Annotated in this window: 13 protein-coding genes; 8 read left to right on the top strand and 5 right to left on the bottom strand. The window is 52.3% G+C overall.

Annotation, left to right across the window (positions count from 1 at the left end):
- Positions 1–33: 33 nt before the first annotated feature.
- The 3 genes from GJJ30_RS28935 to deoC all read right to left on the bottom strand — a co-directional run bounded on the left by GJJ30_RS28935 (position 34) and on the right by deoC (position 2,898).
- Positions 34–1,056, bottom strand: coding sequence for a Gfo/Idh/MocA family protein (locus tag GJJ30_RS28935; RefSeq protein ID WP_154178636.1), 1,023 nt, complete (start codon positions 1,054–1,056; stop codon positions 34–36).
- 122 nt (positions 1,057–1,178) lie between these two features.
- Positions 1,179–2,096 (bottom strand): sugar phosphate isomerase/epimerase family protein, encoded by a 918-nt coding sequence (locus GJJ30_RS28930; RefSeq protein ID WP_154178635.1) that lies wholly within the window; start codon positions 2,094–2,096, stop codon positions 1,179–1,181.
- Positions 2,097–2,130: 34 nt separating this feature from the next.
- Positions 2,131–2,898 carry a deoxyribose-phosphate aldolase gene (gene deoC / locus GJJ30_RS28925; RefSeq protein WP_154178634.1) on the bottom strand — a complete coding sequence of 256 codons (768 nt, stop codon included), beginning with the start codon at positions 2,896–2,898 and terminating at the stop codon, positions 2,131–2,133.
- A 57-nt stretch (positions 2,899–2,955) separates the two neighbouring features.
- Between deoC and GJJ30_RS28920 the strand changes: the two genes are divergently transcribed.
- Complete coding sequence (locus GJJ30_RS28920) at positions 2,956–3,867, top strand: ribonuclease Z (protein WP_154178633.1); 912 nt, start codon at positions 2,956–2,958, stop codon at positions 3,865–3,867.
- Positions 3,868–4,105: 238 nt separating this feature from the next.
- Here the strand turns inward: GJJ30_RS28920 and GJJ30_RS28915 are convergent, their stop codons facing one another.
- Entirely contained in the window at positions 4,106–7,363 is a 3,258-nt protein-coding gene (locus GJJ30_RS28915; RefSeq protein ID WP_154178632.1) for a M4 family metallopeptidase, read from the bottom strand.
- A gap of 28 nt (positions 7,364–7,391) precedes the next feature.
- Positions 7,392–7,850: an FAD-binding oxidoreductase gene (locus tag GJJ30_RS28910; RefSeq protein WP_154178631.1), complete on the bottom strand. Its 459-nt coding sequence runs from the start codon at positions 7,848–7,850 to the stop codon at positions 7,392–7,394.
- 79 nt (positions 7,851–7,929) lie between these two features.
- Here GJJ30_RS28910 and GJJ30_RS28905 point away from each other — a divergent pair, with 79 nt between their 5' ends.
- The 7 genes from GJJ30_RS28905 (at position 7,930) to GJJ30_RS28875 (ending at position 18,167) form a co-directional block, all read left to right on the top strand.
- A complete protein-coding gene (locus GJJ30_RS28905) occupies positions 7,930–8,127 on the top strand; it encodes a hypothetical protein (RefSeq protein WP_154178630.1) in 198 nt (65 codons plus the stop codon).
- Positions 8,128–8,568: 441 nt separating this feature from the next.
- A complete protein-coding gene (gltB, locus tag GJJ30_RS28900) occupies positions 8,569–13,140 on the top strand; it encodes a glutamate synthase large subunit (RefSeq protein ID WP_154178629.1) in 4,572 nt (1,523 codons plus the stop codon).
- Positions 13,141–13,189: 49 nt separating this feature from the next.
- Entirely contained in the window at positions 13,190–13,615 is a 426-nt protein-coding gene (locus GJJ30_RS28895; RefSeq protein WP_154178628.1) for a DUF29 domain-containing protein, read from the top strand.
- A 5-nt stretch (positions 13,616–13,620) separates the two neighbouring features.
- Positions 13,621–15,108 (top strand): glutamate synthase subunit beta, encoded by a 1,488-nt coding sequence (locus tag GJJ30_RS28890; protein WP_154178627.1) that lies wholly within the window; start codon positions 13,621–13,623, stop codon positions 15,106–15,108.
- Between the two features lie 90 nt (positions 15,109–15,198).
- On the top strand, positions 15,199–16,410 hold the full coding sequence (locus GJJ30_RS28885; protein ID WP_154178626.1) for a pyridoxal phosphate-dependent aminotransferase: 1,212 nt from the start codon (positions 15,199–15,201) through the stop codon (positions 16,408–16,410).
- A gap of 97 nt (positions 16,411–16,507) precedes the next feature.
- Complete coding sequence (locus GJJ30_RS28880) at positions 16,508–17,293, top strand: queuosine precursor transporter (protein ID WP_154178625.1); 786 nt, start codon at positions 16,508–16,510, stop codon at positions 17,291–17,293.
- A 1-nt stretch (position 17,294) separates the two neighbouring features.
- Positions 17,295–18,167: a YybH family protein gene (locus tag GJJ30_RS28875; RefSeq protein WP_154178624.1), complete on the top strand. Its 873-nt coding sequence runs from the start codon at positions 17,295–17,297 to the stop codon at positions 18,165–18,167.
- Positions 18,168–18,367: the final 200 nt, after the last annotated feature.

Below are 18,367 nucleotides of genomic sequence, written 5' to 3'. Positions count from 1 at the left end.
AGAGGGGTGGGGGATTCCTAAAATGCTGAACTTCTATTTCTTTGCCGATTCATAAATCCGCTCGACCACTGCCTGCAAAACCGCTCCCTGCTCCGCCGTACAAACATTCGACGGTTTTCCGAGGCAGGCATCGACAAAAGCCGCCGTGTTTTTCAGCTGAATATCAACATCTTCCAGATAGGGAAAGTTGACATCCGCCAGTTCACCGGCCACGCTTGTATACAGGGAAAACGGAAACAGTTTTGCCCCGCCTTTGCTGCCAAACACCTCCAGATTTCGATCTACATCCGTTTGGGTGTTCAGCGCAAACGAAGCCGATAGCATAATCGACGCGTTATTGGGAAATGACAAATACGCCATTGCCGCATCTTCCACTTCAAACTGCTGCGGGTCCCACGAACCCATTAAGCCTTTGCCACCGGTTTTTCCGATAAAATCGTAGGTATTAGCCAAGACGTTCGCGGGAACGGCGTAATCGACCGCGCACAAGGCCAGATCTAGCACGTGGACGCCCAAATCGATCAGCGCTCCCCCACCCTGCATGGCTTTATTCGTAAAATAACCCCAGCCCGGAATGCCTCTCCGACGCAGGAAATGGGCTTTAATGTGGTATATCTCACCCAGTTGCCCCTCGGCTTTACAGCGCATCAGCAGTTCCCATTCGCTGGTTTGCCGGAGTTGCAGGTTATAGGCCAGCACCACGCCTTTCTGGGTCGCCAGGTCCGCCATTTCACGCGCTTCACTGGCCCGAATGGCGGGTGGTTTTTCGCAGAATACGTGGCAGCCCTGTTCGAGTGCCTGCATCGCGAAAGGATAATGCAGATTGTTGGGCGTGCAGATCACCACCATATTCAGGCGGCATTCCCGGTACATTTCGGTGGCATCCGCATATGCAAACGGAATACTATGCTGATCGGCCAGCGCCCGGGCTTTTCCAGCATCCCGACTGCAAACAGCAACTATTTCAACCTGCTCCGGGAGTTGTTTCAGCGCCGGAATGTGGTTTTTACCGGCGATACTTCCTCCACCAATAATGGCGGCTTTAAATTTGGGCATATGAGTTACAGAGAATAGTTGGGGAATGATTGGTTCGCGGAGTTAAGCGGAGGAAAGAAGAGTTACACAGAGTTTTTCTCCGCTTAGTTCTGGTATTCTCTGCTTAACTCTGCGAAACAATTTCACTGAAGCACCAGAAACTGGCTCAGGTAATTCCGGGCGGTCAGAATAGCGGTTTGGACGTCCTCGGCGCTGCCTTCGTAGGCTTTGTCCTCCACCTCAATGCAAACCGGACCCCGGTAGCGAACGTCGGTCAGGGCCGCGAAGAAATCCCGCCAGCGCACATCACCCAAACCGGGCAGTTTCGGTGAATGGTATTCCAGCGGATTGGCCATGATTCCGACCCGGTTCAGCTTTTCCCGGTACAGTTTGACATCTTTTAAGTGAATGTGGTGCAACCGGTTTTTGTAATCGTAAATTGGCCGAACTTCGTCCATGATCTGGAAAATCAGGTGCGACGGATCGTAGTTCAACCCTAGAATCGGTGACGGAATGATCTCGAACATCCGGTCCCAGATGGCGGGCGTCGTTGCCAGATTTTTGCCACCCGGCCACTCGTCGTCGGTAAACCACATCGGGCAGTTTTCGATGCCGATTTTGACGTTATTTTCCTCGGCCACTTTCACAATTTCGGGCCAGTGAGCCGCGAATAGCTTCAAATTCTCCGTGATGTTGAGTCCCGGATTTCGCCCAATAAAGGTGTTGACGACCGGGATACCCAGCTTCGCAGCCGCCCGAATGACTTTTTTGATGTGCTCCCGATAATATTCAGCCTTGACCGGATCGGGGTCGAGCGGATTGGGATAATACCCCAAACCGGAAATGTAAACCCCGTATTGCTGCGTCAATTGCTGAATGTGCTTCTCATCCAGGTTGTCTACATCAATGTGCGAAACCCCCGCATACCGTCGCGCATCGGCGTTATCCGTGGGCCAGCACATGACTTCCACACATTTAAATCGTTGTTCCGACGCAAATTTCAACACATATTCCAGATCGTGATCCGCCAGAATTGCACTTACAAAACCGAGATACAGCATTAGATAGTTGGATGGTTTATCGTTTACGGTTTAATTAATATCCTTTAGATTCTTTACTAGTTTCAGTCGGCCGGTCCGAATTTGCGGGATCGAACCGGCGGTAAGCGTCTTCCAGGATGGCGGCCGTGGCGCTGGCTCCCAGTCGGGCGACGCCCAATTCCCGGACTTTCAGCAAACCGTCGAGCGTGCGGACCCCACCGGCGGCTTTTACTTTGACGCCCGGTCCGACGTGGTCGAGCATCAGTTTCAGGTCGTGTTCGGTGGCGCCTTCGTACGAATAGTTTCCGTCAGCCCCTTTCACAAAACCGTAGCCTGTTGAGGTTTTGACGAACTCCGCTCCCACTTCCGTGCAGATTTCGCACAAGCGGATTTTGCAGGAATCGTCGGGCAGGAAATCATTCTCAAAAATGACTTTCAAAATAGCTCCGTGACGGACGCAGGCATCATGAACCGCCCGAATTTCCCCGGTTACATACGGCCAATCGTTGCACAACACTTTCCCGATATTTACGACCATGTCAATTTCAACGGCTCCATCGCGGCAAGCCTGCTCGGTTTCAGCCACTTTGATCGCAGTCGCACTGTTTCCGTGCGGAAAACCGATCACCGTTCCGACCAGCACATCGCTCCCGGCCAGCAGTTCAACCGACTGTTTGACCGCGTACGGTTTGATGCACACGGAAGCCACGTCGTATTTTTTGGCTAACTCGCAGCCTTCCCGCAGTTCGTCATCCGTCAGCGTCGGGTGGAGCAGCGAATGATCGATCATTTTGGCCAGGTCGCGAATCAAAATGGTATCCATGAAAGAATAAGTTGAGATTTGGAAACTGAATGGATTACCGGCAAGTTTACAAAAAATATGACATTCAACCTGACCATACTTGGCAGCGGTTCGGCCACGCCGGTGCCGGATCGCCATACGACCGCCCAGATGCTTTCCATTGAGGGAGATTACTTCCTGATTGACTGCGGAGAAGGTACGCAATACCGCCTGATCGAAAACCACCTGCGGCCCGGTCGGCTCAAATATATTTTTATCAGCCACCTCCACGGCGACCATTATTTTGGGCTCGTCCCCCTGCTGTCGAGCCTGAATCTGGCCGGTCGCACCGACGATCTCTGGCTGTTCGGGCCGCGCGGATTGTGGGAAATTATCACGGTGCAGTTCCGCTATTCCGACACGAAGCTGAATTATGCGATCCATTTTCAGGAAACCGATCCGCACCAGCCAGCCCAGATCCTCGACCATCCAAACGTCACGGTCGAAACCATTCCGCTGCAACACCGCATCGACTGCACCGGTTTTCTGTTTCGGGAGAAAAACCGCAAGCGGAAGCTCATTGCGGATAAGTTACCCGCCGATTTACCGGTCACTTTTTACCGGCAACTAAAAGACGGACAGGATATTCTGGATGACATGGGCCAGGTTTTGTACAGCGCCGAAGAATACACGCTGCCCGCACCCCAGCCCCGTGTCTACGCCTTTTGCTCCGACACGCGCTACAACGAAGCCATGTTCGACCAGATTCGCGGGGTCGATTTGCTTTACCACGAAGCCTCGTTTCTGGATGATATGGAATCGCTGAGTGAAAAGTATTTTCATTCCACCGCCCGCCAGGCGGCTCTGACGGCCAGGCAAGTGGCAGCGGGGCGGTTGATGATCGGTCATTTTTCGTCCCGCTACAAAGTCACCGACGAGTTTCTGGTTCAGGCGCGGTCGGTTTTCCCGGAAACGTACCTGGCCATCGAAGGCCAAACGACGGAAGTCTAGCCCTGACAGCGGTCGACAGACCCTGTCAGCGGCTAAACCTCCGCCGTTTGTTTAATTCCGATTTTTTCAACCGCTGACAAGGTCTATCAAACCCTGTCAGCGGCTAAACCTCCGCTGTTTATCTAATTCCGATTTTTTCAACCGCTGACAAGGTCTATCAACCACTGTCAGCGGCTAAACCTCCGCCGTTTATCTAATTCCGATTTTTTCAACCGCTGACAGGGTCTATCGACCGCTGTCAGGGTTTGATTACTTTCCGGTGTACAACACCTTTCGGGGTTTGTACTTTCAGGATGTAAAAACCGGAGGGCAACTGGCTCGTATCCAGCGTCGAAAGGTTCGTGCGGTTTTTAACGGGCTGCTGAATCAGGGTCGCTCCCGAAACCGTAGTTAGCGTCAGATTTTCGAAATACTCGCCAGATGGCAGTTCAACGGTCAGCGAGGTGGTAACCGGATTGGGGTACGATTTCAGCGCATCGGACCAGGTCGGTTCGGTGCCCGTAACGGCCAGCACGTTGAATTTCCGTTCCACCGGCGTGGCGGCCGCAAACTCGTTATTCCCGGTCTGAATGGCCCTTACAGTCACGACACCCGGTTTGGTCGGCGTCACGCGAGTTCCCGAAAGCGTGGCGGGCCCGGAAACAATCTCGAAACTAACCGCCAGTTTGGACGATGCCGTGGCCGACAAGGTAAACGAGCCGTCACCGTCGTACCGGTCGGGAATGGCATTGAACGTAATCGTCTGGGCGGTTTTTCCAGGGCTGGTTTCCACCCGCGTTCCGGCGGCATACCAAACCGCCCATTTGGCGTTTTCGTACAACGATTTCACATCTCCTTTCGACGTTTTTTTATCCGCCTGAAGCTCCAGCGTGGCCACCAGTTCCTTGTCGCCGTTTGCGTTCAACGTATTGAAAATAAGGCGATCATCAAGCCGGGAATAGCCCGGAAAGCTCAGCGTTGTGTTGGTCAAAACCGTATTCAACGTACCGGTTTTCAGATCGCCGATCCAGACTTTGTAGCTATCGTCGATGGAATTATAATAATCGAACGCAATGATGTTCGGCGAGTTGCGGGAGAAACTCGGATTGCCAACGCTCTCACCTTCTTCCAGATTCTTGAACAGTTTGATAATCTGGCCGCTGCCAAAGCCTTTGTCGTCATTGCTCCAGGCATCCAGAATGCCCACATCCCAGAATTCAATATCAGCGCCATCGCCACTTTTCAGTTTATTAAAGGCGTCGTAAATAAGCACCTCACCGGCAAAATCCCACTCGAATGAATCCGCATATTCGACCTCGCCCGTCGAAATACCCTCGGCGGTCGTCGGGTTGCTCAGCGGAAATTGCTTCCATTTTTTCAGGTCGTAACTGTAGACCCAAATTGATTTGTCTTTCTCTTTGGTCAGGGCGGCAATTTTGGTTCCGTCGCGCGAAATCGCCACATTGTCCCAGATGGGCTCGTCGGAAATGACCACTTCCTGAGCCGCACCGGTCAGCGTTACTGCCCGAATCCGGCCGTCCGACGTCACATAATAAGCGCCTTTCCCGTCGTCCGTAATGCTCGGTTTGTGTTTCACCTCCGCCTTGATGCGGGCCGTCAGGTTGCCGGTGCTCACCGGCGCCGTATACAGTTTCTGGTCGCCAATGCTGTAGAGCAGAATCATATCCTGACCGTTGTTGGCCGGCACATCCTTCGGTTCTTCCGGTTTGGGGGTGTTTTCGACAATCCCGACGGCATCAAAGGCATCTTTAGCCGCTTTCGTTTCCGCGCTGTTTTCGCCGTACAGATCCGTTGCCGCGCGAATAACGCCCAGCCGCAAATCCAGAAACTGGGATTTCAGCGTCAGGTATTTCGTCAGGGTGCGGTAATACACCTGCTCGGCCTTTTCCTTGCCGATTTTGGTGGCGAACAGGTAAAACGCGTAGTTCGTAATGCCGCTGTTGCCGTGCACCCCGCCATTATCCGATTTGGTCACCAGAAATTCAGCCATCGTTTTGGGCTGATACCCGCGCGTTCCTTTCCCATTCTGATTCGGGTTCGACATGCTACGCATGGCACCGGTTGGGTAAGCGGTTTTCAGCACCACATCGTCGCCAATCAGCCAGTCATCCCGATCGACCATCGCGCCAAACACATCCGCCATCGACTCGTTAATGGCGCCCGACTGATCCTGGTAAATGAGATTCGCGGTTTTTTCAATCACGCCGTGGGTCATTTCGTGGCCCGCAACATCCAGCCCTCCCGCCAGCGGTTTGCAAACTTTGTTGCCATTGCCGTACGCCATGAATTCGCCCGACCAGTAGGCATTATCCATCTGTTCGCCGTCTTCCAGCACATTGACAATGGAAACCATCGTTCCGCCTTTGCCGTCAAGCGACGTCCGTTTGTGCGTTTTTTCGTAGTATTCATACGCCAGCCCGGCGTTGTTGTGCGCCGAAATGGCGTTCGCCGTCCAGCTTTTGTTGTCCTTCGACGTCAGATCATAGATAGCGAAACTTCCGTCATCATTCTGCTTGTTGCGGGCATCGTAAGTGACAATGGCGCCAACCGGTTTCTGGATGGTCGACTTCTTGGCGTCAAACATCGACCGTGACGCATCGAGCAGGTAATACGTCGATCCCGACTGGTAAGTCTGAAAATTCTGCATGACGCCGTTCAGGTCCTTGCCCGACGCCTTCACGGGTCCGTCGACGCCACAGGTGTGGTTGTATTTGTTCAAAACCGCACCGGTTTGCGCATCGATCACGTATTGCCAGCGTTCGATCATATTCGGCCGGATCGTCAATTGATAGGCCAGCGTCACTTTTTCGCCTTCCGGATACAGGCACAACGCCCCTTCCGAGGGTTTCATATTGAAAATATTCTGTCCGAACGACCGCACGATCGACTCCTTGCCCACATCCTGAAACGCCCGGTCGGTCGCTTCCCTGAGCGATAAACGAGGTGTGGTCGAAACATTCTGGGCAGGCCGGAACTGGCCATTCAGCAAGGTAACCGTACCGTTGGTCAGGTGCGCGACCAGTTCGCTGCCGTAAACCGGGATTCCCTGAAATTGCTGCGACATCCGGATGTGCGTCTGCCCGAGCTGGTCGGTTTCGGTGGTCGTTACCACAAACTGCTCTTCCGGTTTTTCAATTTTCAACAGCCCCTTGATCTGGCTCATGAACGAAAACGCCGACGCGCGGGCGCTCATCCGGGCTCCTTTATTGGCCGAAACAGGCGAGTGGTTTTCAATATAAACCGGCAGGTTGGTTGCCGTATCGCGCACGATCCGCAGCCTGAGCGTCTGGGCATCGAACTGCGTGGTCGTGGCTCCGGCCGCCATCCGAAAACCACCTTTCCGGGTTGAACCCGTGGCGATTTCGGCGTTTAGCCTTTGCGCCAAACCGGGCGTTGGGGACTGCGTTTTGAGCTTGCGGCCAAAACCGGGCTGCGGAGCCTGCGCCAGCGCACCGACCGAAAGGGCTACGAACAGCGTGGATAGAATTGATTTCATGAGTCTATTTGTTGTTGGTAAGATCTGGTTAATGAGTCGCTTTTGAAGTTGGAATCAGCGCCATAAACGACTTGTAAAATTTGACAAACCGGGGCGGTGGCGGCTGTCGGGGATCGCCCCAGCTGACGGTAAATTCCTGTTGGTTCTTTTTCCAGCTGACAAACTGGTACAGATTGCCCGGCTTCGAAAACCGGGTGGTTTTGATGCGACACCCGGTTTCCAGCTCCTTGAAAAGACGCCGGGTGGCGGTTAGCGATTTTTTACCGAGCGGAGTAAAAACCGAATCGGCATCGGATTTACGGTATAAGGAACCGTTTTCCAGTAAATAATACGAAGTCGTTGCCCCCGTAAAACCACCGCCTTTTCCGACCACGATCTGGCGGTTTTTGTACGTTAACGGCTGCCTGGAACCGGAAGCGGCCAGTTGCGCTTCCGAAGTTCCGGCAACCATTAAAAGCATAAAGATGAAATAGATAGCTTGCGGCATGGTGTGGAATTTTCGAACTGGGACGAAAGTAGAGGGCCGATGGAAGTATTGCTACAATACTACTGATGAGTCGTCAAAAATGAGTCCTGAAGTGTGTATTCTTGAGCAAACGGCAAGAGAAGCCTCGGTTGACGAAGCATACAAAAGATTGAGTTTGGTAACTATTTCCGATGCCATGCGCGAGAAATTAATGGGCACAAACCGGTTAGAAATTGGCGAGAACCTAAATCAATTTATTTGGTTAAAAATTGAACCTATATTTTCAATTTTATCATGAAAAATCAATTAACTACTCTAAAACTGAACTTATTATTCTAAAAATTACTGAATTTTAAGGATTTGACCTTAAAATTCAAACTAAGCCAAATTTTCAATATATTTTTCACCAAATTGGCGTAACAATATTATCAACTAAAACCATAGTAGTCGTATTTGATTTAAAATTTAACAAATTCATAAATTTAAATTTCTTCAATCGAAGCCTATTTTCACTAAATTCTATTCACTAACCAAGACAATTTTGTACCATAATTATAAATTTGCCTATGCAAACGAAATTTCGTGTTTTGGACTTTTCGCAAAATATATTTTAATGTAACTTGCACTTCCAACACGAAAACAGTAGTGTCTGTTACTTAAAGCTAGTTTTTATTTACTCACCAGCAGACCATCTGATTTGCCATTTTTTTAATATTAAACTACAAACGAGTTTACGCCGATGTCTTCTTCTAACGCACCGCAACAGGGCCTGTACCGGTCCGAGTTTGAACATGACGCCTGTGGAATTGGATTTGTCGCGCACGTAAAAGGTCGGAAATCACACCAGATTGTGGAGGACGCCCTGACGATGCTGACACGCATGGATCACCGGGGTGCGGTTGGTTATGAACCTAATACAGGCGATGGTGCAGGCATTCTGATTCAGATTCCCCACGAGCTTTACGTCGATGAGTGTCGCAAATTAAGCTTTTCGCTGCCGTCCGCCGGTAATTACGGCGTTGGGATGATTTACATGCCCAAAGACGATCGTCTGCGCAAGGAATGCCGCGATATTCTCAATCGGACCATCAAAAAGCTGAACCTGGAGCTGATCGGTTACCGGGTCGTTCCCGTCGACTCATCCGATCTGGGCAACGGTTCCCGTTCGGTGGAGCCGATTATGGAACAGGTTTTTATTAAAAAACCGGAAATTTTATCCGCCGACGAATTTGAGCGTAAACTTTACATCATCCGAAACTACAGCAGCCGGATTATCAACGAAACCGTAACCGGTCTGAACAATAGTTTTTACTACTCCTCGCTGTCGAGCCGGGTCATAACGTATAAGGGTCAGTTAACGACGAAGCAGCTCCGCGATTATTTCCCGGATCTGCAGCGCGAAGAACTGGTTTCGGCTTTGGGCGTGGTGCACTCTCGGTTTTCGACCAATACATTTCCTTCCTGGCAACTGGCGCAGCCGTTCCGGTACATTGCCCACAACGGTGAAATCAACACCGTGAAAGGCAACGTCAACTGGATGAAAACGGCGGAATCCATGCTCGAATCCAAGTTGTTCACGCCGGAAGAACTAGCGATGCTTCGCCCGATCTGCAACCTGAACCAGTCGGATTCGGCCAACCTCGACAATGCCATCGAATTGCTGGTGATGTCGGGCCGGTCGCTGCCGCACGCCATGATGATGCTGGTGCCGGAGGCCTGGGACGGCAACGAAAGCATGGACCCTGACCGGCACGCCTTTTACGAATACCACGCGGCCATTATGGAACCCTGGGACGGCCCCGCGTCGATTTCGTTTACGGACGGACGCATTGTTGGCGCGACCCTCGACCGCAACGGTTTACGGCCTTCCCGCTACTGGGTGACAGACGAAGACGTGGTGATCATGGCGTCGGAAGCCGGGGTGAACGACATCGATCCGGCGCGGGTGGTCAAAAAAGGCCGTTTGCAACCGGGCCGCATGTTCGTGGTCGATATGCAGCAGGGCCGCATCATCAGTGATGAAGAAGTGAAATCCGACATCTGCTCACGGCAACCGTACAAGCAGTGGCTGGACGAATATAAAATCAAGATTTCCGACCTGCCAAAACCGGTCCGCACGTTTAGCCACATGCGGAAACAGGACATTACGCAGCGTCAGCAGGCCTTTGGCTTTACGTCTGAAGACCTGCGGATGATTCTGGCACCGATGGCCGAAACCGGTCTGGAAGCGCTGGGATCGATGGGAACAGATTCGCCCCTGGCCATTCTGTCGGAGCAGAGTCAACACCTCGCCAACTACTTCAAGCAGCTGTTTGCGCAGGTTACCAACCCGCCGATCGACTCGATTCGGGAGCGGGCCATCATGTCGCTGATCTCATTTGTCGGAGCTACGGGCAACCTGCTGGAAGAAAAACCGGATCACTGCCGACAGATTGAGTTGACTCAGCCGGTTCTGACCATCGAAGAGTTCGACAAACTGCGGTTTGTGGATAAAAACCACTTCCAGGCCAAGACCATCAATACGTATTTCCGGGCAGACAATGGAACCAGTCTCGAACGCGCGCTGGAGCGGATTTGCCGCTACGCCGAAGATGCCATTGAAGACGGTTTTGAAATCATTATCCTTTCGGACCGGGCCATTGATTCCGACCATGCGCCAATTCCGTCGCTGCTGGCGACCTCGGCCATTCACCATCACCTGATTCGTCAGGGATTGCGCGGAAAAGTGGGTATTCTGGTCGAAGCCGGTGATGTCTGGGAAACGCACCATTTTGCGACCCTGATCGGTTATGGTGCTTCGGGTATCAATCCGTACATGGCTTTCGAAACCATTACGGATATGAAGGAGCACGGCCTGATTCAGTCCGATTATCCGGTTGAAAAACTGCATCAGAATTACATCAAAGCCGTCAACAAGGAATTGCTCAAGATCTTCTCGAAAATGGGCATTTCAACGCTTCAATCGTACCAGGGTGCCATGATTTTCGAGTGCCTCGGTCTAAACAAAGAAGTGGTTGACCATTATTTTACGGGTACGATTTCCCGAATCGGCGGCATGGGTCTGGAACAGATCGGTCGCGAGATTCTGGTGCGTCACCGCCGGGCGTTCCCCGAAAACAACGTGCTGACGCCCCGGCTGGAAGTGGGTGGTGTCTACCAGTGGAAACAACGCGGGGAAGCGCACATTTTCAACCCGGATACGATTCACCTGCTCCAGCAGGCAACCCGGAAAAACGACTACCAGATTTACAAGAAATACGCCAATCTGATCGACGATCAGACCCGTAAAGCCCTGACGCTGCGTGGTTTGATGAAGTTCAGGAAAGGCACACCGGTTCCGATTGAAGAAGTGGAACCGATTGAAAGCATTTTCACCCGGTTTGCCACCGGTGCCATGTCGTTCGGTTCGATTTCGTGGGAAGCCCACACGACCCTGGCGATTGCCATGAACCGAATCGGCGGCAAAAGCAATTCCGGCGAGGGCGGTGAAGACGAACTGCGGTACACGCTGCTGCCCAACGGCGACAACATGAATTCGGGCATCAAGCAGGTGGCTTCGGGCCGGTTTGGCGTCACCAGTCATTACCTGACAAACGCCCGCGAACTGCAGATCAAAATGGCGCAGGGTGCAAAACCCGGCGAAGGTGGTCAGTTGCCCGGACACAAAGTCGACGACTGGATTGGTCGCACGCGGCATTCGACGCCGGGCGTCGGGTTGATTTCGCCCCCACCCCACCACGATATTTATTCGATCGAGGATTTGGCGCAGTTGATCTTCGACCTCAAAAATGCCAACCGGGCAGCGCGGATCAGCGTCAAGCTGGTGTCGGAAGCCGGAGTTGGAACGATTGCCGCCGGGGTTGCCAAAGCCCACGCCGACCACATCCTGATTTCGGGTCACGACGGCGGAACCGGTGCCTCACCGCTGAGTTCGATTCGCCACGCCGGTTTGCCCTGGGAACTGGGTCTGGCCGAAACGCACCAGACGCTGGTTCGCAACAAACTGCGTGGTCGGGTGACGGTACAAACCGACGGTCAAATCCGGACGGGCCGCGATCTGGCGATTGCCGCGCTGCTGGGTGCCGAAGAATTTGGCGTCGCTACGGCGGCATTGGTGACGGTAGGTTGTATCATGATGCGGAAGTGTCACCTGAACACCTGTCCGGTCGGCGTTGCCACCCAGAATAAAGACCTGCGGGCGTTGTTCACCGGAAAACCGGAGCACGTTGTGAACATGTTTACGTTCCTGGCGACCGAACTGCGCGAGATCATGGCGGAACTCGGTTTCCGGACGATCAGTGAAATGGTCGGGCAGTCGCAAATGCTTGAAATGCGGAAAGACATCAAGCACTGGAAATACGACCACGTCGATCTGGGAGCGGTTTTGTTCAAAGACAGCAGCAACCTGGACGTCGCGTTTTACAAGCAGGAAGATCAGGATCACGGCATGTCCGACATTCTGGACTGGGAACTGCTCAAGGTTGCCAAACCGGCGATCGAAACCGGCGAATCGGTTTATGCCGAATACCCGATCATCAACCTGAACCGGGCCGTCGGTACGGTTTTGTCCAACGAAATCTCGAAAGTCCACGAAGGCAAGGGATTGCCCGAAGGTACGATTCACTTTAAATTCCGGGGAACCGCCGGTCAGAGTTTCGGGGCTTTCAACACCCACGGCATCAAGCTCGAACTGGAAGGTGACGCCAACGATTATTTTGGCAAAGGCCTCTGCGGAGCGCAACTGATCGTGTATCCCGACCGCATGGCGCCGTTCAAACCGGAAGAAAACAGCATTGTCGGAAACGTGTCGTTCTACGGGGCGACCTCCGGTGAAGCATACATTCGCGGCATGGCGGGAGAGCGGTTTTGTGTTCGGAACTCCGGTGCCAAAGTGGTAGTTGAAGGAGTCGGCGATCACGGCCTCGAATACATGACGGGCGGTCTTGCGATTATTCTGGGCTCCGTCGGGCGGAACTTCGCAGCCGGAATGTCGGGCGGAGTCGCGTACGTCTGGGATCAGGAAGGTGATTTTGCGTCGAAGGTCAACGGCGAAATGGTTTCGCTCGAAAAACTGGACAGCGAAGACATTGCCATCGTGAAGGAGTTCGTCGACAAACATTTCCAGTACACGACCAGCAACGTGGCGCTGCAACTGATTCAGGATTGGGACAACCTCATCCCGCAATTTGTCAAGGTAATGCCGGGCGATTTCCGCAAGGCGCTGGCCGGTCGCGGCATTTCGCTCTCCGACCAGATTCGCGACAAAAATGTGGTGTACCAGGACATCGTGGTCGACGTCGCTCACGGCTAAAAACAACCCGTTTTCTTTCGTTATCTTTGTATAAAATCAAGGTAATGCCATGAAAAACTGGGAAGAAATTGCCTCGACTTCCGAATTGCTGGCGGCTCAGGAAATCAAAAACTCCTGGAATGAGGGTGATCTGGAAGAAGCCGAGCGTGGCCTGAATCAGTTAATCGAAACCATGTCCCGTTCGGAACGCCGGGCTTTGCAAAGCCAATTGATTCGGCTGATGCTGCACATTTTCAAGTGGAAAATTCAGCCGGAAAAGCAGTCCCGCAGTTGGCTTTTGACCATAAAAAATGCCCGCTTTGAGATTCGGAGTTTGAGGGAATATACGCCTTCGCTCAACGAAACTTTTATCCAAAGCATCTGGGAATCTTCGGTAAACGAAGCCCGGGCTGAAGCAGAAATCGAAACCGGAGTTTCGGTGCTCAACACCGACCTGACCTGGGACGAAGTATTTGAAAAACCGTATACGCTTTAATCTACATGGGAAAACCCACCGGATTTTTAGAATTCACCCGCGAACTGCCCAAGAAGCGCGACGTTCAGCAGCGGATTCATGATTATAAGGAGATCGAACAACCGTTCGTCGTGGAAGACACCCAGAAACAGGCCGCCCGTTGCATGGACTGCGGGATTCCGTTCTGCCACAACGGTTGTCCGCTGGGCAATATTATTCCGGAATTCAACGACGCCGTTTACGAACAGAACTGGGAATATGCCTACGAAATTCTGGCGTCGACCAACAATTTTCCGGAATTTACGGGCCGGATTTGTCCCGCTCCCTGCGAATCTGCCTGCGTGCTGGGCATTAATAAACCGCCCGTAGCGATCGAATTCATCGAAAAATCAATCATTGAAGCGGCTTTCGCCAAAGGCATTGTTCAACCGGCAAAAGCCATCAAACGGACGGGCAAAACCGCAGCCATTGTGGGTTCAGGTCCGGCCGGACTGGCTGCAGCTGCGCAGTTGAACAAAGCCGGTCACACGGTGACGGTTTTTGAACGCGCCGACCAGATTGGCGGTTTGCTGCGGTACGGCATCCCCGATTTCAAGCTGGAAAAATGGGTGATTGACCGTCGGCTGGCCGTCATGGAAGCCGAAGGCATTACCTTCAAAACCGGTGTCAATGTCGGTGAACACATCAAAGCCAAGGAATTGCTGGCCGAATTCGACGTCATTTTGTTGACGGGCGGCTCCACGGTTCCACGCGACCTGCCCATTCCGGGCCGCGAGCTGAAAGGTGTGCACTTTGCAATGGAATTCCTGAGCCAGCAGAACAAGCGAGTAGCCGAACGTCCCGTTGAGGTTGACCACCGGGGAGCGAAATACGAAAACGGCGAAATTCTGGCCACCGGCAAAAACGTCTTCGTGATCGGCGGTGGTGATACGGGTTCCGACTGCGTGGGTACTTCAAACCGCCACGGTGCCAAATCCGTGACCCAAATCGAATTAATGCCGATGCCCCCGGCAGACCGCGCCGAAAGCACGCCCTGGCCGAACTGGCCGATGATGCTGCGGACGTCTACCTCGCACGAAGAAGGCTGCGAACGGCAGTGGTCGATCAACACGAAAGCCTTTATCGGCGACGAAAACGGCAATCTGAAAGCCCTGCGTATCGTCGATCTGGACTGGCAAACCGTTGACGGAAAAATGAAAATGGTCGAAGTGCCCGGGTCAGAGCGCGATGTGCCGTGTGAACTGGCTTTGCTGGCTGCCGGTTTTTTAAATCCGCAACAGGAAGGGCTGCTCGACGCGCTCGAACTCGAATACGAACGCGGCAACGTCAAAGCCGTTAATTATCAGACAACAACCAACCCGAAAGTGTTTGCCGCCGGTGATATGCGCCGGGGTCAGTCGCTGGTGGTGTGGGCCATTTCCGAAGGTCGGGAAGCCGCGCGAGCGGCCGACCTCTTCCTGATGGGTGAAACTCAACTGGAAGCGAAAGCCAAGTCGATGTTTGCGACAGTCTGACCCACGGAGAACGATCAACGAGAGCCGCCGGTTTGACGACCGGCGGCTTTTTCTTTTTTTATACCTTTGCGCACTTTTGTTTCTATTCCTATGAATTTTTTAAAATCCAACCGGCTCAATGATTTGCGTTACGAAATTCGCGGACCGGTTTACGAAAAAGCCCTCGACCTCGAAAGTCAGGGCTACACGATAATCAAACTGAATATCGGTAATCCGGCTCCGTTTGGCTTCGACGCGCCCGACGAAATTGTCCACGACATCATTCTGAACATCCGAAATGCGCAGGGCTATTCCGACTCGCGCGGCCTGTTTGCGGCCCGGAAAGCCGTGATGCACTATACGCAGAATCTGGGCATTAAGGACGTCGCCATTAACGACGTGTTCATCGGCAACGGCGTCAGTGAACTGATTCTGCTGACAATGCAGGCCCTGATTAACGAGGGAGACGAGGTGCTGGTTCCGTCGCCGGATTATCCGCTCTGGACGACTTCGGTGGCGCTTTCGGGCGGAAAACCGGTTCATTACCTCTGCGACGAGCAGACCGACTGGAATCCAAATCTGGAAGATATGGAGAGCAAGATTACGAAGCGCACCAGGGCCATTGTGGTCATCAATCCGAACAATCCGACGGGTGCGGTTTACGATAAACATATTTTGCAGGGCATCGCCCGGATGGCCGAAAAGCATCAGTTGATTCTGTTTGCCGACGAGATTTACGACAAAATCCTGTACGACGGCGCGGTGCATTACCCAATGGCGACGATGGTGGAAGATACGCTCTGCATCTCGATGGGCGGTTTGTCGAAGAATTACCGCGCGGCTGGCTTTCGGGGTGGCTGGCTCATTCTGAGTGGGGCCAAACACCGGGCAAAGTCTTACATTGAAGGGCTAACGCTACTGGCCAGCATGCGGTTATGCGCCAATGTGCCAACCCAGTACGCGATCCAGACCGCTTTGGGCGGTTACCAGAGCATCAACGATCTGATCCTTCCAACGGGTCGGCTGTACCGGCAGATTCAACTGGCGTATGACCGGATTACGGCCATTCCGGGCCTGAGCTGCGTCAAACCGAAAGGTTCGCTGTATATCTTTCCGAAAATAGACCTGTCGCAGTTCAACATTGCCAGCGACGACGATTTTGTGTATGATCTGCTGGACGAACAGAAAGTGCTGGTGGTGGCCGGAACCGGTTTCAACTACGTCCACGACGATCACTTCCGCATCGTCTGTCTCCCCAGCGTCGACGACCTCAATCCCGCCATCGACCGAATCGAAACGTTCCTGGAAAGCCGCAGAAAGTGAATTAAGAATTAAGAGTTATGAATTATGAGTTATATCTTGTCAGAGCGTTCAACCCCGATTAATTCATCATTCATAACTCATCATTCTTACCTCCCCTATGGCCTCTTTTACCAGCAAAAAAACCAATTTATACCTGTTTTTAAGTGCCGTTTTTTTGACCAATGCGATTGTGGCCGAAATCATTGGTGTCAAAATTTTTTCGGCGGAAACGTTTCTGGGGATTGCTCCGGCGCAATTGCATTTGCTGGGCGATTTTGTGCTGGATTTTAACCTGACGGCGGGGGTGGTCATCTGGCCCTTTGTATTCATTACTTCCGATATCATCAACGAGTATTACGGCGTCAAAGGCGTTAAGCAGATTTCCTACATTACGGCCGGATTTATCGCGTATAGTTTTCTGATCATTTACTTTGTTACCACGCTGCCCCCGGCGCAGTTCTGGCTCGATGTAAACAAAACCGATGCGGTGGGCAATCCGGTGAACATTAACAACGCTTTTGCCATGATTTTCCGGCAGGGTCTGGGCATTATCATTGGTTCAATTACGGCCTTTATGGTGGGGCAATTGCTGGATGCGACGGTTTTTCAATCGCTGAAGAAGATAACGGGCAGCCGTAAGATCTGGCTGCGGGCCACCGGATCGACGCTTGTTTCACAGCTCATCGACAGTTTCGTCGTTCTCACCATTGCGTTTTACATTTTTGGGAACTGGTCATTCAAGCAGGTAATTGCCGTTGCGATTGTCAATTACATTTACAAATTTTTTATCGCCGTCGCCCTCACTCCCATATTGTATGTCGCTCATTTTCTGATCGATAACTACCTCGGCAAAGAACACGCCAAAGAATTGGCAAACGAATCGAGCATGAGTTCGTTTATGTAGTATGAAAAACGTCTTCTATGTTCTTTTGCTGTTGGCGATCGCCGGTTCAGCGGTCGCGCAAAGCCCGCTGTTGACGCTGGTGAATACCGAAAAGAAATTCGCCCAGCTATCCCAAGACAGCACGACCAAAACCGCCTTTCTGCAATACCTGGCGCCGGACGGGGTTTTATTTACAAAGGGGAAAGTAACCAACGGCCGGGAGATGTTCGAAACCGGTCCCGAAAATCCCGGAAAACTAACCTGGCAGCCCGTCGCGGCCGATGTCTCGGCATCCGGCGACCTCGGCTACACAACCGGCCCCTGGGAATCCCGCCCGAAATCGCTGTCGGACAAACCCAGCGCTTTTGGTCATTTTGTTACCATTTGGAAAAAAATATCCAACAACAACTGGCGGGTCGCGCTCGACATTGGCATTATGCATCCGGCACCGCCTAGTCCACCCGTCAATATGATTCGGGCAGCTACCGGAATCCGGAGTGTGACGAGTCCGGACTCTTTGAAAAACCGGGAGGAATTGCTGGCTTTTGACAATCAGTTTATTAAAACGCTGGAGAAAACCGGGGCTGCTGCAACCTATAAGCAGTTTCTTGCCCCGCAAGCCCGGCTATACCGGATGAATCAGCAACCGTATCTCGAACGAGCGGCCATCGACTCCTTGCTGAAGCAACCCGTTACGCTCGGTTTTTTACCCTTGAACGCTGCTGTGGCCGAATCGGGGGATTTGGGGTACGTTTACGGAAACTCACAGGCAATGGCAACCGTGGCCGGAAAAGCCGTTAAACAAATGGGAAATTACCTTCGGGTCTGGAAAAAAGACAGCCAGGGACAATGGAAAATCGTGATTGATCTGGTTAGTCTGGAACCGACGGAATAAATCCCTTGCGGATTTCTTGGCGTTTTAAAATAGATGAATTGAAGTCGCTATATATCAACTGCCAGCACCTGCATTAAATATTAACCTTAGAGTAATGTACTGGTAATCCGTTACTGAAAATAGTATCATTTATCATCATTTGAAGCTCCTTTCAAAACTGCGTTTTAAGCCTAAAATCCAGTCATTTAAACAAAGTTTGT

This window comes from Larkinella terrae, from assembly GCF_009668025.1.
GTDB classification, from domain to species: Bacteria; Bacteroidota; Bacteroidia; order Cytophagales; family Spirosomataceae; genus Larkinella; species Larkinella terrae.
The sequence above is the reverse complement of the archived record's forward strand: the minus strand, read 5'-3'. Positions and strand labels throughout refer to the sequence as shown.

Coding starts and splice junctions, on each gene's coding strand:
- GJJ30_RS28935 (WP_154178636.1), bottom strand. CDS start 1,056: ATGCCCAAATTTAAAGCCGCCATTATTGGTGGAGGAAGTATCGCCGGT.
- GJJ30_RS28930 (WP_154178635.1), bottom strand. CDS start 2,096: ATGCTGTATCTCGGTTTTGTAAGTGCAATTCTGGCGGATCACGATCTG.
- deoC (WP_154178634.1), bottom strand. CDS start 2,898: ATGGATACCATTTTGATTCGCGACCTGGCCAAAATGATCGATCATTCG.
- GJJ30_RS28920 (WP_154178633.1), top strand. CDS start 2,956: ATGACATTCAACCTGACCATACTTGGCAGCGGTTCGGCCACGCCGGTG.
- GJJ30_RS28915 (WP_154178632.1), bottom strand. CDS start 7,363: ATGAAATCAATTCTATCCACGCTGTTCGTAGCCCTTTCGGTCGGTGCG.
- GJJ30_RS28910 (WP_154178631.1), bottom strand. CDS start 7,850: ATGCCGCAAGCTATCTATTTCATCTTTATGCTTTTAATGGTTGCCGGA.
- GJJ30_RS28905 (WP_154178630.1), top strand. CDS start 7,930: ATGAGTCCTGAAGTGTGTATTCTTGAGCAAACGGCAAGAGAAGCCTCG.
- gltB (WP_154178629.1), top strand. CDS start 8,569: ATGTCTTCTTCTAACGCACCGCAACAGGGCCTGTACCGGTCCGAGTTT.
- GJJ30_RS28895 (WP_154178628.1), top strand. CDS start 13,190: ATGAAAAACTGGGAAGAAATTGCCTCGACTTCCGAATTGCTGGCGGCT.
- GJJ30_RS28890 (WP_154178627.1), top strand. CDS start 13,621: ATGGGAAAACCCACCGGATTTTTAGAATTCACCCGCGAACTGCCCAAG.
- GJJ30_RS28885 (WP_154178626.1), top strand. CDS start 15,199: ATGAATTTTTTAAAATCCAACCGGCTCAATGATTTGCGTTACGAAATT.
- GJJ30_RS28880 (WP_154178625.1), top strand. CDS start 16,508: ATGGCCTCTTTTACCAGCAAAAAAACCAATTTATACCTGTTTTTAAGT.
- GJJ30_RS28875 (WP_154178624.1), top strand. CDS start 17,295: ATGAAAAACGTCTTCTATGTTCTTTTGCTGTTGGCGATCGCCGGTTCA.